Origin of the sequence: uncultured Sphingomonas sp., from assembly GCF_964250165.1 — a bacterium.
GTDB lineage: Bacteria > Pseudomonadota > Alphaproteobacteria > Sphingomonadales > Sphingomonadaceae > Sphingomonas.
Map to the genome: position 1 here is coordinate 1 of NZ_CAXUEK010000072.1, position 13,995 is coordinate 13,995.

The window sequence follows — 13,995 nt, forward strand, 5'->3', positions numbered from 1 at the left end:
GTCCGAGACGATCCGCCGCGTGCTCGTCCCGGCCGCGCTGCCCGGCGTGGTCGGCGGCGTGCTGCTCGCGGTCAGCCGCGCGATCGGCGAGACGATGATCGTGGTGATGGCGGCCTCGGGCGTCGCGACGCTGACCCTGAACCCGCTCGCGCCGACCACCACCGTCACCCGCCAGATCGTCGACCTCCTGACCGGCGAGGCGGAGTTCGACAGCCCCAAGACGCTCGCCGCCTTCGCGCTCGGCCTGACGCTGTTCGCGATCACGCTGCTGCTCAACATCGTCGCGCTGCGCGTGGTGAAGCGGTATCGCGAGGCGTATGAATAGAGCTGCCACACTGCTCCTCCCCTGCGATCGCGGGGGAGGTGGTGCGCGGCGCAGCCGCGTGACGGAGGGGGCTTGCGCCCCTGATGTCGCACCAGCCCCCTCCACCACCGCGTCGCGGCGGTCCCCCTCCCCCGCCAACGCGGTAGAGGAGCAAGGGTGAGCGAGTCCCTTGTCCCGCAGCTCCCGGTCGGTCCCGCGGAGCCCGCCGCGGCCGCGCCGACGGACTGGACCACCACGTCGATGAACCGCCGCATCCGCGCGCGCTACGCGGCCGAGCGGCGGTTCCGCCTCGCGGCGCTGGCGGCGGTGGCGCTGTCGGTCGCGTTCCTCGCCTACCTGCTGGCGACGATGCTCGCGCAGGGGCTGGGCGGCTTCACCGAGACCCGCGTCGCGCTGCCGGTCGACCTCCGGCCCGCCCGTCTCCAGGTCACGCCCGCGCAGCTCGCCGGGCGCGGCGCGGACCTGGCGCTGGCCGGCGCGGGGCTGGAGGGCGCGGTCGACGCCGCCGCCAACCGTGCCTTTCCGCAGGCCGGCGGCGCCGCCATCCTGTCCGACGACGCCTGGCTCAAGGTGCGCGACGCGCTGAAGGCGGACCCCTCCCGGCTGGCCCGTTCCTTCACCCTCGCCGTACCGGTCACGTCGGAGATCGACGTCGCCTACAAGGGCAAGGGCACGGCCGCCGCCGAAGCCGCCGCCGCGAAGCTGCCGCTCGCGCGCGGGCTCAACCTGCCCTTCCTCACCGCCGCCGATTCCACCGACGCCACCCGCGTCGGCGTCTGGGGGGCGCTCAAGGGCTCGCTCCTCACCATGGCGGTGACGCTCGCCTGCGCCTTCCCGGTCGGCGTACTCGCAGCGCTCTACCTGGAGGAATATGCGCCGCGGAACCGCTGGACCGACCTGATCGAGGTCTCGATCAACAATCTCGCCGCGGTGCCCTCGATCATCTTCGGGCTGCTCGGCCTGGCCGTGTTCCTGGGCACGTTCGGCCTGCCGCGCTCCGCCCCGATCGTCGGCGGGCTGACGCTGGGGCTGATGACGATGCCGGTCATCGTCATCGCCGGCCGCAACGCGATCAAGGGCGTGCCGCCGTCGATCCGCGACGCCGCGCTCGGCATCGGTGCCAGCCCGGTGCAGGTCGTCTTCCACCACGTCCTGCCGCTGGCGCTGCCGGGCATCCTCACCGGCACGATCATCGGCATGGCGCGCGCGCTGGGCGAGACCGCACCCTTGCTGATGATCGGGATGCGCGCGTTCATCGCCGCGCCGCCCGGCGGGCTGACCAGCCCCGCCACCGTGTTGCCGGTGCAGATCTTCCTGTGGTCGGACGAGGTCAATCGCGGCTTCGTCGAGAAGACCTCGGCCGCGATCGTCGTCCTCCTCGTCCTCCTGCTCGCGATGAACGGCGTCGCGATCTGGCTGCGCAACCGCTTCGAGACCCGCTGGTGACCACCAACCATCCTCCCAAGATCACCGCCGAGCACGTCAGCGTCTATTATGGCGAGAACCGTGCGATCGACGACGTGTCGATCGCGATCGACCAGGACAACGTCACCGCCTTCATCGGCCCGTCCGGCTGCGGCAAGTCGACCTTCCTGCGCACGCTCAACCGCATGAACGACACCGTGCCCTCGGCGCGCGTCGAGGGCGAGATCAGGCTGGACGGGCAGGACATCTACGCATCGGCGATGGACGTCGTGCAGCTGCGCGCCCGCGTCGGCATGGTGTTCCAGAAGCCCAACCCGTTCCCCAAATCGATCTACGAGAACGTCGCCTACGGCGCGCGCATCCACGGGCTGGCGCACGGCCGCGCGCAGCTCGACGCGATCGTCGAACGCTCGCTGCAGCGCGCCGGGCTGTGGAACGAGGTGAAGGATCGCCTCGCCGACTCCGGCACCGCGCTGTCCGGCGGCCAGCAGCAGCGGCTGTGCATCGCCCGCGCGATCGCCGTGGATCCGGAGGTGATCCTGATGGACGAGCCGTGCAGCGCGCTCGATCCGATCGCGACCGCGCGCATCGAGGAGCTGATCCACGAGCTGAAGGGCCGCTACGCCATCGCGATCGTCACCCACAACATGCAGCAGGCCGCGCGCGTCTCGCAACGCACCGCCTTCTTCCACCTCGGCCGGCTCGTCGAATATGGCGATACGTCCGAGATCTTCACCAACCCGCGCGAGCAGCGCACGCGCGACTACATCACCGGCCGCTACGGCTGAGGACCCCATCATGATCGAACATACCGTCAAGGCCTTCGACGCCGATATCGGCCAGCTCCGCGGCCTCATCTCGCAGATGGGCGGCCTCGCCGAGGACGCGATCGCGCAGGCGATGCTGGCGCTGCAGCGCGTCGACCGCGATCACGCCGATCGCGTGCGCGCCGACGACAAGGCGATCGACGCGATCGAGGCGGAAGTGGAGCGGCTGGCGGTGCGCATCATCGCGCTGCGCGCGCCGATGGCGAACGACCTGCGCGAGGTGGTCGCCGCGCTCAAGATCGCCGGCGTCGTCGAGCGGATCGGCGACTATGCCAAGAACATCGCCAAGCGCGTGCCGCTGATCGAGAGCGAGCAGCGGATCGAGCCGGTCTCCACTCTCCCGGCGATGGCGCGCATGGCGTCGGAGATGGTGCGCGACGCGCTCGACGCCTTCGCCGCGCGCGACGCGGACGCCGCCGTCCGGGTCTGCGAGAGCGACAGCGCGCTCGACGATTTCTACGACAGCATCTTCCGCACGCTCGTCACCTACATGGTCGAGAACCCGAAGACGATCAGCCAGGTCGCGCACCTGCTGTTCGTCGCCAAGAACCTGGAGCGGATCGGCGATCACGCGACCAATGTCGCCGAGATGGTCTATTTCGCCGCGACCGGCACGCAGATGGCCGAGCGCGAGCGATCGGCAAGGAGCCTATGATGCCACGCGCCCGCATGCTGCTGGTCGAGGACGACGCCGCGCTCGTCGAGCTCCTGACCTGGCACTTCTCCCGCGAGGATTTCGAGGTCGTGCAGACCGCCGACGGCGAGGAGGCGCTGCTGCTCGCGCGCGAGAAGGCGCCCGACATCGTGCTGCTCGACTGGATGGTGGAGGGGTTGTCGGGGCTGGAGGTGTGCCGCCGCCTGCGCCGCGCGCCCGAGACCGCCAACGTGCCGATCATCATGCTCACCGCGCGCGGCGAGGAGGAGGATCGGGTGCGCGGGCTGGAGACGGGCGCGGACGATTACGTCACCAAGCCCTTTTCCCCGCGCGAGCTGGTCGCGCGCGTCGGCGCGGTGCTGCGCCGCGTCCGCCCGGCGCTGGCCGGCGAGACGCTCGCCTATGCGGACCTGGAGATGGACACGGTCGGCCACAAGGTCCGCCGCGCCGGCGAGACGGTGCCGCTCGGCCCCACCGAGTTCCGCCTGCTCAAGCACTTTCTCGAACATCCCGGCTGGGTGTTCTCGCGCGAGCGGCTGCTCGACGCCGTGTGGGGCCATGACAGCGATATCGAGGCACGCACCGTCGACGTCCACATCCGCCGCCTGCGCAAGGCGATCAATACGGGCGAGCGGCCGGACATCATCCGCACGGTGCGCTCGGCCGGCTACGCGCTCGACGCAGGCGAATGAAAACGGCGTCAGCAAGACGACTCGGCTGCGAAACGAAGGACACAACGCGGCCTCGGTGCGTTTATCGGCCCGCTATTCGCCATACATTCAGGAGAACCGGCAATGAAGCTCATCCTCTTGGCCGCCGCGGCTTTCGCGATGCCGGCCTTCGCCCAGACCACCGGCTCGACGCCTCCCGCCGGCGGCGACAGCATGAGCGCGCCGGGCCAGACGGCTACGCCGCCCGCGACCGATCAGGGCACGACCTCGCCGTCAACCGCGGCCGACCCGTCGACCCAGGCGCAGACGACGACGGCGCCGGCCCCGGGCGGTACGCCGGTCGGCGGCTATCAGCCGTCCGCGCCACCGACCAGCGGCCCGGTGCAGCCCGGCGCGCAGGTCACCTATCAGCAGGCGCCCAGCCCGGATCAGGCCTACCCGGCCCCCGCGCCGCTCGCACATTATCCGATCTGCAAGCCGGGCCAGTATGACGGCTGCATGCAGGCGAGCGACGCCCATCACACGGCGGCGCACCGCCGGCACAAGTAAGCCGCGCGCGGGCGGTTGCGCGCGCGCCCATCGCAGCTAAGGACAGGCGCTCCCGTTCACCCGGCAGGAGCGCCTTTTCCATGACCATCCGCTTCGACGACCGCGTCGCCATCGTCACCGGTGCCGGCGGCGGTCTCGGCCGCCAATACGCGCTCGAGCTCGCCCGCCGCGGCGCGAGGGTGGTCGTCAACGATCTGGGTGGCGACCGCACCGGCACGGGCGCGTCCGACGCGGCGCAGGCGGTCGTGGAGGAGATCGCGGCCGCCGGCGGCGAAGCGATGGCAAACGGTGGCAGCGTCACCGATTACGACCAGATGGTCGAGATGGTCGCGCGCGCCAAGGAGCGCTGGGGCGGCGTCCACATCCTCATCAACAACGCCGGCGTGCTGCGCGACAAGACCTTCGCCAAGATGGAGCCGGCCGATTTCGAGTTCGTCGTCCGCGTCCATCTGATCGGCTCGGCTTTCGCCACCAAGGCGTGCTGGGAGACGTTCCGCGCGCAGAATTACGGGCGCATCCTGATGACCGCCTCCTCGACCGGGCTGTTCGGCAATTTCGGTCAGGCCAATTACGGCGCGGCGAAGATGGGCCTCGCCGGGCTCACCAAGACGCTCTACCTCGAAGGCGCGAAGAACGACGTCCGCGTCAACACGCTCGCCCCGACCGCGGGCACGCGGATGACCGAGGATCTGTTCCCGGCCGAGGCGTTCAAGCTGTTCGACCCGGCCAAGGTGGTCGCCGCCGCGCTGTTCCTGGTGTCGGAGGGCGCACCGACCAACCAGATCGTCGCGTCCGGCGCGGGCGTCACGGCCGCCGTGAACGTGACGCTCACCCCCGGCAAGCTGCTGACGGGCGATGACCTGTCGCCGGAAGGCATCGCCGCCAACTGGGACGCGATCACCGACCGGACCGGCGAGATCGTGCCGAAATCGGGGGCGGAACAGGGCATGCTGGCCGCCAAGGCGCTGCAGGCCGGCTAAGGCGTATTGCTACAGCAATACACTCGTGTTATCGTCCAGCCGTAGCGGAGGATAGGCGATGTATTCGGAAAGCGATCTCGACCAGGCCGTCGCCGCGGGCGCGCTGAGCGCCGAGTCGGCGGCCGCATTCCGCCGCCACGTCGCGTTCGGCCGGCAAGCGCCGGCGGTGGACGAGGAGCAGTTCCGGCTGTTGACGGGCTTCAACGACATCTTCGTGTCGATCGCGGTCGTGTTGATCCTGGCCGCGGTGGAACAGATCGGCCAGCGTCTCTCCAGCCCGCTGGGTGGCGTCGCCGTCGCGGGCAGCGCCTGGCTGCTCGCACTGTATTTCACGGCGCGCCGGCGGATGGCGTTGCCGAGCATCCTCCTGCTGCTCGCGTTCGTCGGCGGCGTGGCGGGAGCTGTGGGCAGCGGGCTGCTGGAGGCGGTCGGGCCGGCACCGGTCGTCTCGCCGCGCACGCAGGCCTTCATCGCCGCCGCCGCCGCAATCGCGAGCGCGGGCGCGGCGTATCTTCACTGGCGCCGCTTCATGGTGCCGATCACGGTCGCGGCGGGTGCGGCCGCGCTGGCGGGCGTGGTCGTCGCGCTGTTCGCGGGGAGCTTCCCATCGGCGGGGACGCGGCTCATCTGGCCGGTGCTGCTGGCCGCCGGCCTCGGCGTCTTCGCGGTGGCGATGCGCTGGGACATGAGCGATCGCGAGCGCCGCACGCGCCGCTCGGACGTCGCCTTCTGGCTGCATCTCGCCGCCGCGCCGATGATCGCGCACGCCCTGTTCAACCTGCTCGGCGTGTTCGACGGCGAGATCGATGCGGGCCGCGCCATAGTGGTGCTGCTGCTCTACGTCGTGTTCGCGCTGGTCGCGCTGGCGGTGGACCGGCGCGCGCTGCTGGTCTCCAGCCTCGCCTATGTGCTCTACGCGCTGTACGAGCTGTTCCGGCACGCGGGCGCGGTGGAGCTGAGCGCCGCCTTCACCGGCTTCGTGATCGGCTCGGCGCTGCTGCTGCTGTCCGCCTTCTGGCATCCCGTGCGCGCGCGGGTGGTGGCGCGGCTCGGGGACGGCCTCGCCGGCCGCCTGCCGCCGGTGCAGCTGCTGCCGGCCTAATCGACCAGCTTCAGCAGCCGCCGCTCGACCGGCGCGAGCACCGGGCCGAGCTCGTGGCCGCGCTTGAGCACCGCGCCGCCCTCGCCGATCAGCGCCCACAGGCCCTGCCGGTGGCGCAGCGCCGGGCGCTTCTCGATTCGGAACTCGGGCCGCTCGGCGGCGCGGCGGAAGGCGGCGAACACGGCCGCGTCCTGCCCCAGCTGGATGGCATAGTCGCGCCAGTGCCCGGCGGCGACCATGCGGCCGTAGAGATCGAGGATGCGCGTCAGCTCCAGCCGCTCGAAGCCGATCTGGCCCGCCCGCGCGGGCTGCGGAAAGGGCGTGACGATACCCATCAGGCGCTGCGCTTCGCCCCGTCTTCCTCCACCAGCGCATCGAGCCGCCGGCGCAACGTGTCGAGCTCGCAGCGGAGCAACTCCACCTTCTGGGTCTGCGGGTCGAACAGCTCGGCGCACGGCGTGCCATAGGCGAGGAACGGCGCCTCGGCCCGCCCGCCCGCGACCGTGGTCGGCCGCGCGGGGATGCCGACCATCACCGCACCCGCCGCGACCGCCTTGGTGACGACCGCGTTCGCGCCGATCCGCGCGCGCGGCCCGACCGTGATCGGCCCCAGCACCTGCGCGCCCGAACCGACGATGACGCCATCGCCGAGCGTCGGGTGTCGCTTACCCGCGACACCGTTGTCCGGGCTGGTCCCGCCCAGCGTCACGCACTGGTAGATCGTCACGTCATCGCCGATCTCGGCGGTCTCGCCGATCACGACGAAGCCGTGGTCGATGAAGAAATTGCGACCGATCGTCGCACCGGGATGGATGTCGATCGCGGTCCAGGCGCGCGACCAATGATTGACCGCGCGCGCCAGGAAATAGGCGCGCCGGCGGAACAGCCAATGCGCGACGCGATGGAAGCCGACCGCCCACAGGCCCGGATAGAGCAGGATCTCCGCCCGGCTCCGCGGCGCGGGATCGCGCGCCCGGATCGAATCGAGATAGGCCGTTAACCGGCTCGGCATCGTGACTTCCCCTGTTGCCGACCATCTAGGCGCAGCCCGGCGCGATTGCGAGGGGCGACGCACGGCCCCCCGTTGCCCCGGGCGCGGCGACCTGCGACACCCGGACGATGCATCGTCGCGCCACCGCCGGCCTGATCCTCTGCGCGCTCATCGCCGGCTGCGCGCAACCGGCCGATCGCCCCGCCACCGCGGCCGGCGGGGCGCCCGCCGGCGACGCGGCGCTGCCCCGATCGCCGCCAATGATCCCCGGCGGCAACCCGGCGGTGGGCGGCGTCGTCATGCCGGCCGAGCGCAGCATGGCCGACAACATCGCCGCCGCGCCGATCCTCGCGACCTTTGCGCGCCTGCTCGCCGCCGCGGGCGAGACGGATGCGCTGAAGGGGGTGGGACCGTTCACCGTCTTCGCGCCGTCCGACGCGGCGTTCGCGCGCTTGCAGCCGGGGACGGTGGACGCGCTGCTCAGGCCGGAGAACCACGCCGCGCTGGTCAAGCTGCTCGACCTGCATCGGGTCGCCGGCGCGCTCACCGGCGTCGAGCTGATGCGCCGGGTCGTCGCCGGCGGCGGCCGCGCGACCCTGACCAGCGCGGCGGGCGAGCCGATCGCCGTCACCGCGACGGGCGGCATCGTCACGCTGACCGACGCGGGCGCGAACCGGAGCTATGTCGAGGTCGCCGACGTGCGCCAGGCCAATGGCGTGCTGCACGTCGTCAACGGCGTGCTGGTGCCGCGGCTGCCATAGACGCAGCGCGGCTGCGGCGCGCCGTCGCAGCACGCACGCCAGCCCGGCCGGCGGCGCACCAGCGGCGGTCGACGACGCGGCCTTGCCGCGGCGTGGGCGAGGATTGCAGGGTGGATGCCGGCACGGCGGCCGGCATGACGGCAAACGTCAGTCCCACCGCGCCGCCGCCGCGTCGTCGGTCGTCCGCGCCTCCACCCAGCGCGCCTGCGCGCCGCGGGTCTCCTTTTTCCAGAACGGCGCGTCGGTCTTCAGCCGGTCGATGAGATAGGCGCATGCTTCCAGTGCCGCGGCGCGGTGCGGTGCGGCGGCGGCGACGAAGACGATGCGGTCGCCCGGCCGCATCGGGCCGACGCGATGGACGATCGTCACCGCGCCCAGCGTCCAGCGCGCCGTCGCGGCCTCGGCGAGCGCGGCCAGCGCCGCCTCGGTCGCGCCGGGATAATGCTCCAGCTCCAGCTGCTCCACACCGTCATCCGAACGGACCAGCCCGGTGAACGTCGCGACCGCTCCCGCGCCGGCCGCTTCCGCCCGCACCAGCTCGGCCCCCGCGTCGATCGGCGCCAGGTCCACCAGGATCCGGATCATCCGCCCGTCACCGGCGGGAACAGCGCCACCTCCGCCGGCGCGCCCAATGCCGCATCGAGCGGCACGAAGCGCCCGTCCACCGCGGCGCGCAGCCGCGCGCGGTCGGCGAAGGCGGCCGCATGGGCGGGGCTTACGGTGGCCAGCCAGTCGACCAGCGCGTCCACGGTCGCAGCCTCGGGCGGCGGGTCGACCAGCTCCTCGCCCGTCCCGACCGCCTCGCGGACCGAGGCGAAGTACAGGATCCGCAGCACCGGCTCAGTCCATGTGCTTCAGGCCGATGCGCAGATAGTCCCAGCCGGTGATCGCCGTCAGCACCGCCGCCGCCCACAGCGTCGCCAGCCCGACCAGCTTCACCGCCGCGACCCCCGGCAGCGCACCCGCCAGGATCAGCGCGCCGAGCGCGACGAGCTGGCATGTCGTCTTCCACTTCGCCAGCCGCGAGACGGGCACCGACACCTGGATGCCGCCCAGGAACTCGCGCAGCCCGCTCACCGCGATCTCGCGCAGCAGGATCACCAGCGCCGCGATCAGGTGGACGCCGGTGATGATCGCCCGGTCCTCGAAGCGGGTGCCGACCAGCATCAGGATGACGGCCGCGACCATGATCTTGTCCGCGATGGGATCCAGGAACTGACCGAGCTTGCTGACCGTGCCCTGCGCGCGCGCCAGATAGCCGTCGAGATAATCGGTGACGCCCATCAGGCAGTAGAGCGCGAAGGCGACCGCATAGCCGAGCGCCCATTCCGGCCGCCACAGCAGCCCGACCAGCAGCGGCACCGCCACGATGCGCGAGAGCGTCAACAGGTTGGGCAGCGTCAGCATCGCTGCCATCCTACCCGCGCCGCCGCCCCGGCGAAAGCCTCGGCATGTCCGAAGGTTGCAGCGGCGCGACGCTTCGCTACAGTCGGCTGCGACCACGCCACGACACGAGCTCGCCACCTGCAATGATCAATGCGCTCGGGTTGCTGAAGCGGCGGCGCTTCCTGCCGCTCTTCTGCACCCAGTTCCTCGGGGCGTTCAACGACAACCTGTTCAAGCAGACGATGGTGCTGTTCGCCACCTACCGCATCTTCAACGACGCGCGGGTGGAGCAGAGCTTCAATGCGCTGGCGACGGGGCTGTCGATCCTGCCCTTCATCCTGTTTTCCGCGCTCGCCGGGCAGCTCGCCGACGCGAACGACAAGGCGCGGATCACGCGCATCGTGAAGACGGCGGAGATCGCGATCATGCTGGTCGGCGCCGGCGGGCTGCTGATCGCCGAGCGCGGGCACACCCAGCTCGGCATCGTCCTGATGCTTGCCGCGGTGTTCCTGCTGGGTCTGCACTCCACCTTCTTCGGGCCGATCAAATATGCCATCCTGCCGCAGCACCTGGCCGCCGAGGACGTGCTGGGCGGCACCGGGCTGGTCGAGGCGGGCACCTATCTCGCCATCCTGCTCGGCACCATCCTGGCGGGCTATATCGGGATCGACGAGGCGGCGGTCGCCGTGCTGCTGATCGCCGGCATCGGCTGGTTCACCGGCCGGCAAGTGCCGCCCGCGCCACGCGTCGGGCCGCGGCTGGCGATCGACGGCAACCCGTTCACCTCGTCGTGGCGGCTGATCGGGGCGACGCTGCACATCCCGCGGCTGTTCCTCGCGATCTGCGCGATCAGCTTCTTCTGGACGATCGCGGCGGTGCTGATCATCATCTTCCCGTCGCTGGTGCGCAACGTGCTGACCACCACGCCAGTCGTCGCCAGCCTGTTCACGGCGACGCTGTCGGTCGGCATCGCGATCGGCTCGGTGGTCATCAACACGCTGCTGCGCGGGCGCATCTCGGCGCGCTACGCCCCGGGCTCGGTGATCCTGATGGGCGTGTGCGTCGTGCTGTTCTCGCTGGTCGTGCGGACGTGGGAGCCCGCGCCGGCGGGGCATTTGTACAACTGGAGCGAGTTCATCGCCCAGCCGCGCGCGGCGCTGGTGCTGCTGACGCTGCTGGCGATCGCGGTAACCGGCGGCATGTTCGTGGTGCCGCTCTACGCCTTCCTGACCACCACGGTGGAGAAGGACCATACCGCGCGCACGGTGGCGGCGAACAACGTCGTCAACTCGGCGGCGATGGCGATCGGCTCGGTCGCGGTGATCGGGATCAGCTATGCCGGCGTCAGCGCGCCCGACCTGCTGTTTCTGGTCGCGGCGATGAGCCTCGGCGCGGCGTGGCTGGCGTGGAAGCTCCACCGCGCCTGCGACCGGCACGCACGCGCGCAGCCGGCCTGAGCGCGCCTGGCGGACGCCCCTAGAAGATGAACGTGTAGAAACAGGTGAAGAAGGCCGCGAAGCTGAGCACGAACAGCTTCCAGTCGCGGTCGTCGTCGCGCGGCCCCGCCACCACGACGGGCGGCGGCAGCGCGCGGCGGAACGGATGACGGGCGGCTTCATGGGTGAGGACAAGGCGTCGGGTCATGGCGACCGCGTTAACGCCCTGTTTACGATTCCGACCAGCGTTAAAGAAGGTTAAGGATTGTCCCGCAAGCGGCTGTGCCCAAACGGCACACTGCCCGATCGGCGTAATCGCAACGGCGTAGCGGAACCGGCCGCGGCGCAGAGCGCTCTGCCCGGTCATGGCGAACCCGGTTTCCGGCAGCGGCGCGGCGCTGCTCATCCTGGACATGATCAACCGGTTGGAGTTCCCCGGCGCGGATCGGTTGCGTCCGGCAGCCGAAGCGGCGGCGGACGCGATTCTTGCCCTGCGCGACCAGGCCGATGCGGCGGGCGTGCCGGTGATCTATTGCAACGACAATCACGGCGACTGGAAGGACGACCGCGCCGGCCTGGTCCGCTCGGCCAGCGAGCCCGGTTGTCCCGGCCAGGCGATCGCGGCCAAGCTCGCGCCGCGACCCGACGATTATTTCGTCGTCAAGCCGCAATTCTCCGGCTTCTACGCGACCACGCTGCCCGCCATCCTGCCGCGGCTCGGCGTCGGCCGGCTGGTGCTGACAGGGCTCGCCGCGGACATCTGCGTCCTGTTCACCGCCGCCGATGCGCACATGCGCGAATACCAGCTCTGGACGCCGGCCGACGCGGTCGCGGGTGAGGACCCCCAGCGCACCCGCTGGGCGCTCGCCGTGATGAACCATGCGATGGGCGCGGAGACCCGGCCGACGGGGGAGTTGAGCCTCGCCGGCTGGCGCGAAGCGACGCGCTGACGCCTAACGCCCCCGCTCGGGCAGCGTCGCCACCCAGGCCTCCAGCGCCAGGGTGTCCCGCATATCGCCGGCAAAGGCGTGCACCGGCCGCAGCGGCACGTTCGCACCCCGTTTGCGCCCGCGATAGACCTTCATCGGCACCGCCACGCCCGCGATGCCGCTGGGCAGCGGGTCCTCGCGGATATCCATGTACAGCGTGTCGGCGCTGGTCTCCTGCCCGACCTGCACCGCGCCCAGCGAGCGCCACAAGTCGGCCGCGTCGAGGCAGGCCGAGGCGCAACCAGTGTCGGTGACGAAGAACACGCGGGCGCGCAGCGACGTAACGGGGGCCGCGGCGGGCCCCGTGACCGGCGTCTCATGATACAGGTCGTCCGGCTCGCGCCACAGCGGCTGCCCCCTGGCCAGCGCGGCCGCCATGCCCGCCGCCGCGCCGGCGAAATAGCTGCGGATCGCCGGCGCGGCGTCGGGCGCCTGCGCGAACTGCTCGCGATAGGCGATCAGGCGGGCGAGATTGGCGGGCGAAGCGCGCCAGTCGACGTGCGTCGTCCGCCCCGCCTTGTCCAGCCCGGCCAGCGCCGCCCGCCCCCACAGCACCGCGGCGATCTGGCGCGACCAGTCTGACGAGCCGCCATTGTTGCCGCGCAGGTCGAGCACGATCCGTGGGGCCGCGGCGATCGCGTCGCGGTCACGCTTCATCGCGGCGATCAGGGGGACAAGCGCCGCGGCGTCCTTGCCCGCCGGGTCGCCGTCGAAACCGCTCAGCGTGAACCAGCGCGTGCCGTCCGGGAATGTCCGAGCCCCGATCGGCTCCGGCGTCCCCCGGTTCAGCGATGCGACCCGCCGGTCATATTCGGCGTCCGGCAAGGGCCGCCACGCCAGCGTGACGCGCCGTCGCTGACCATCGACCCGGAAGGTGCAGCGCGCCGGGCGGGTCACATAGGGGTTGCCGGTGTCGACGAACAGGCGCCAGCCCTGCCCTACCCGCGTCGACAGCAGCGACCAGCGGCCCCGAAACGCGCCGACATTGCGCGCCGCCAGCGTGTATGCGCCCTGCCCGTCGCAGCCGATCAGCGTCGCACCGATCGACACGGGCGCGTCGTCGGCGCGCACGCGCACGCGCTGCCGCCCATCGTTCTCGTACGCGGTCAGGAACCCCGGCCAGCGCGCGGCGAGATCGGGTCCCTTGTCGGTGTAGAAGGCGAGATGACCGTCGTCGAAATGCGCCCCATAGGCCCGCATCGCGTACAGATAGCCGGCATAATCCTTCACCCGCGCCGCCCGCGCCAGCGCCTCGCCCAGCCAGCGATCGTTGCGCGCGCCGAAACCGGGGTCCGCGGCGTTGACCGGACCGGGATGGTTGGCGGCGACATCGTCGTGGAGCGCCTGCGCGTCGGCGCGGAGCGCGGCGGCCCAGTCGCGGTCGGGCGCGGCCGGGGCGGCGGCCGCAAGCCACAACGCGAGCAGGTCAGGTGTCATAGGCGGCGGTGGTCTTCGTCTTCACCTCCTCCGGGGTTATGCCGGGGGCGAGCTCGATCAGGCGGAAGGAGGTGCCGTGATCGGGCCGCGCGAACACCGCCAGGTCGGTGACGATCATGTCGACCACGTTGCGCCCCGTCAGCGGCAGCGTGCAGGCGGGGATGAACTTCGGCTCGCCCGCCTTGGAGGTGTGCTCCATCACCACGATGATCCGCTTGACCCCCGCGACCAGGTCCATCGCGCCGCCCATCCCCTTGATCATCTTGCCGGGGATCATCCAGTTGGCGATGTCGCCGTTCTCGGCCACCTCCATGGCGCCGAGCACGGTCAGGTCGATATGCCCGCCGCGGATCATCGCGAAGCTGTCCGCCGAGGAGAAGTAGCTGGACGACGGCAGCTCGGAAATCGTCTGCTTGCCGGCGTTGATGAGGTCGGGATCGACCTCGTCGTCATAGGGGAAC

General features: G+C 71.2%; 19 protein-coding genes. 11 read left to right on the forward strand and 8 right to left on the reverse strand.

Annotated features, from left to right (window positions below; all coding sequences use genetic code 11):
• The 8 genes from ACFE64_RS12700 to ACFE64_RS12735 form a co-directional block, all read left to right on the forward strand.
• Window positions 1-325 (forward strand): PstC family ABC transporter permease (locus ACFE64_RS12700; protein ID WP_375392829.1); only part of this gene is annotated, 325 nt, incomplete at its 5' end.
• Window positions 326-481: 156 nt separating this feature from the next.
• Complete coding sequence (pstA, locus tag ACFE64_RS12705; RefSeq protein ID WP_375392830.1) at window positions 482-1,771, forward strand: phosphate ABC transporter permease PstA; 1,290 nt, start codon at window positions 482-484, stop codon at window positions 1,769-1,771.
• On the forward strand, window positions 1,768-2,538 hold the full coding sequence (gene pstB / locus ACFE64_RS12710) for a phosphate ABC transporter ATP-binding protein PstB (protein WP_375392831.1): 771 nt from the start codon (window positions 1,768-1,770) through the stop codon (window positions 2,536-2,538). Before pstA ends, pstB begins: the two co-directional genes overlap by 4 nt.
• A 10-nt stretch (window positions 2,539-2,548) precedes the next feature.
• A complete protein-coding gene (gene phoU / locus ACFE64_RS12715) occupies window positions 2,549-3,232 on the forward strand; it encodes a phosphate signaling complex protein PhoU (RefSeq protein WP_375392832.1) in 684 nt (227 codons plus the stop codon).
• A complete protein-coding gene (gene phoB, locus ACFE64_RS12720) occupies window positions 3,232-3,924 on the forward strand; it encodes a phosphate regulon transcriptional regulator PhoB (protein ID WP_375392833.1) in 693 nt (230 codons plus the stop codon). The genes phoU and phoB overlap by 1 nt, the downstream gene beginning before the upstream one ends.
• A 102-nt stretch (window positions 3,925-4,026) precedes the next feature.
• Complete coding sequence (locus ACFE64_RS12725) at window positions 4,027-4,452, forward strand: hypothetical protein (protein ID WP_375392834.1); 426 nt, start codon at window positions 4,027-4,029, stop codon at window positions 4,450-4,452.
• Window positions 4,453-4,532: 80 nt separating this feature from the next.
• Window positions 4,533-5,432: an SDR family NAD(P)-dependent oxidoreductase gene (locus tag ACFE64_RS12730; RefSeq protein WP_375392835.1), complete on the forward strand. Its 900-nt coding sequence runs from the start codon at window positions 4,533-4,535 to the stop codon at window positions 5,430-5,432.
• A gap of 58 nt (window positions 5,433-5,490) precedes the next feature.
• Complete coding sequence (locus tag ACFE64_RS12735) at window positions 5,491-6,534, forward strand: hypothetical protein (RefSeq protein WP_375392836.1); 1,044 nt, start codon at window positions 5,491-5,493, stop codon at window positions 6,532-6,534.
• Here ACFE64_RS12735 and ACFE64_RS12740 read toward each other — a convergent pair.
• On the reverse strand, window positions 6,531-6,869 hold the full coding sequence (locus ACFE64_RS12740) for a DUF2794 domain-containing protein (protein ID WP_375392837.1): 339 nt from the start codon (window positions 6,867-6,869) through the stop codon (window positions 6,531-6,533). The genes ACFE64_RS12735 and ACFE64_RS12740 overlap by 4 nt on opposite strands.
• Window positions 6,869-7,546, reverse strand: a complete 678-nt coding sequence (epsC, locus tag ACFE64_RS12745) for a serine O-acetyltransferase EpsC (RefSeq protein WP_375392838.1) — start codon at window positions 7,544-7,546, stop codon at window positions 6,869-6,871. The genes ACFE64_RS12740 and epsC overlap by 1 nt, the downstream gene beginning before the upstream one ends.
• A gap of 107 nt (window positions 7,547-7,653) precedes the next feature.
• On the opposite strand from epsC, the gene ACFE64_RS12750 reads away from it, so the two are divergent.
• Window positions 7,654-8,286: a fasciclin domain-containing protein gene (locus tag ACFE64_RS12750; protein ID WP_375392839.1), complete on the forward strand. Its 633-nt coding sequence runs from the start codon at window positions 7,654-7,656 to the stop codon at window positions 8,284-8,286.
• Window positions 8,287-8,433: 147 nt separating this feature from the next.
• On the opposite strand, the gene ACFE64_RS12755 is transcribed toward ACFE64_RS12750, so the two are convergent.
• The 3 genes from ACFE64_RS12755 to pgsA are packed head-to-tail and all read right to left on the reverse strand — an operon-like array spanning window position 8,434 to window position 9,693.
• Window positions 8,434-8,871 carry a molybdenum cofactor biosynthesis protein MoaE gene (locus ACFE64_RS12755; protein ID WP_375392840.1) on the reverse strand — a complete coding sequence of 146 codons (438 nt, stop codon included), beginning with the start codon at window positions 8,869-8,871 and terminating at the stop codon, window positions 8,434-8,436.
• Window positions 8,868-9,119, reverse strand: a complete 252-nt coding sequence (moaD, locus tag ACFE64_RS12760) for a molybdopterin converting factor subunit 1 (protein WP_375392847.1) — start codon at window positions 9,117-9,119, stop codon at window positions 8,868-8,870. The genes ACFE64_RS12755 and moaD overlap by 4 nt, the downstream gene beginning before the upstream one ends.
• A 7-nt stretch (window positions 9,120-9,126) precedes the next feature.
• Window positions 9,127-9,693 carry a CDP-diacylglycerol--glycerol-3-phosphate 3-phosphatidyltransferase gene (gene pgsA / locus ACFE64_RS12765; protein ID WP_375392841.1) on the reverse strand — a complete coding sequence of 189 codons (567 nt, stop codon included), beginning with the start codon at window positions 9,691-9,693 and terminating at the stop codon, window positions 9,127-9,129.
• Window positions 9,694-9,815: 122 nt separating this feature from the next.
• Here pgsA and ACFE64_RS12770 point away from each other — a divergent pair, with 122 nt between their 5' ends.
• The gene (locus tag ACFE64_RS12770; protein ID WP_375392842.1) at window positions 9,816-11,129 is read left to right on the forward strand and encodes an MFS transporter; all 1,314 of its coding nucleotides are present in this window, start codon (window positions 9,816-9,818) and stop codon (window positions 11,127-11,129) included.
• A gap of 19 nt (window positions 11,130-11,148) precedes the next feature.
• On the opposite strand, the gene ACFE64_RS12775 is transcribed toward ACFE64_RS12770, so the two are convergent.
• A complete protein-coding gene (locus ACFE64_RS12775; RefSeq protein WP_375392843.1) occupies window positions 11,149-11,316 on the reverse strand; it encodes a hypothetical protein in 168 nt (55 codons plus the stop codon).
• A gap of 157 nt (window positions 11,317-11,473) precedes the next feature.
• Here ACFE64_RS12775 and ACFE64_RS12780 point away from each other — a divergent pair, with 157 nt between their 5' ends.
• Complete coding sequence (locus ACFE64_RS12780; protein ID WP_375392844.1) at window positions 11,474-12,058, forward strand: cysteine hydrolase family protein; 585 nt, start codon at window positions 11,474-11,476, stop codon at window positions 12,056-12,058.
• A gap of 3 nt (window positions 12,059-12,061) precedes the next feature.
• Here the strand turns inward: ACFE64_RS12780 and ACFE64_RS12785 are convergent, their stop codons facing one another.
• Both ACFE64_RS12785 and ACFE64_RS12790 read right to left on the reverse strand, forming a co-directional pair.
• Complete coding sequence (locus ACFE64_RS12785; protein WP_375392845.1) at window positions 12,062-13,534, reverse strand: hypothetical protein; 1,473 nt, start codon at window positions 13,532-13,534, stop codon at window positions 12,062-12,064.
• The coding region (locus ACFE64_RS12790) for a CoA-transferase (protein WP_375392846.1) at window positions 13,524-13,995 on the reverse strand (472 nt) is incomplete at its 5' end. The genes ACFE64_RS12790 and ACFE64_RS12785, both read right to left, overlap by 11 nt.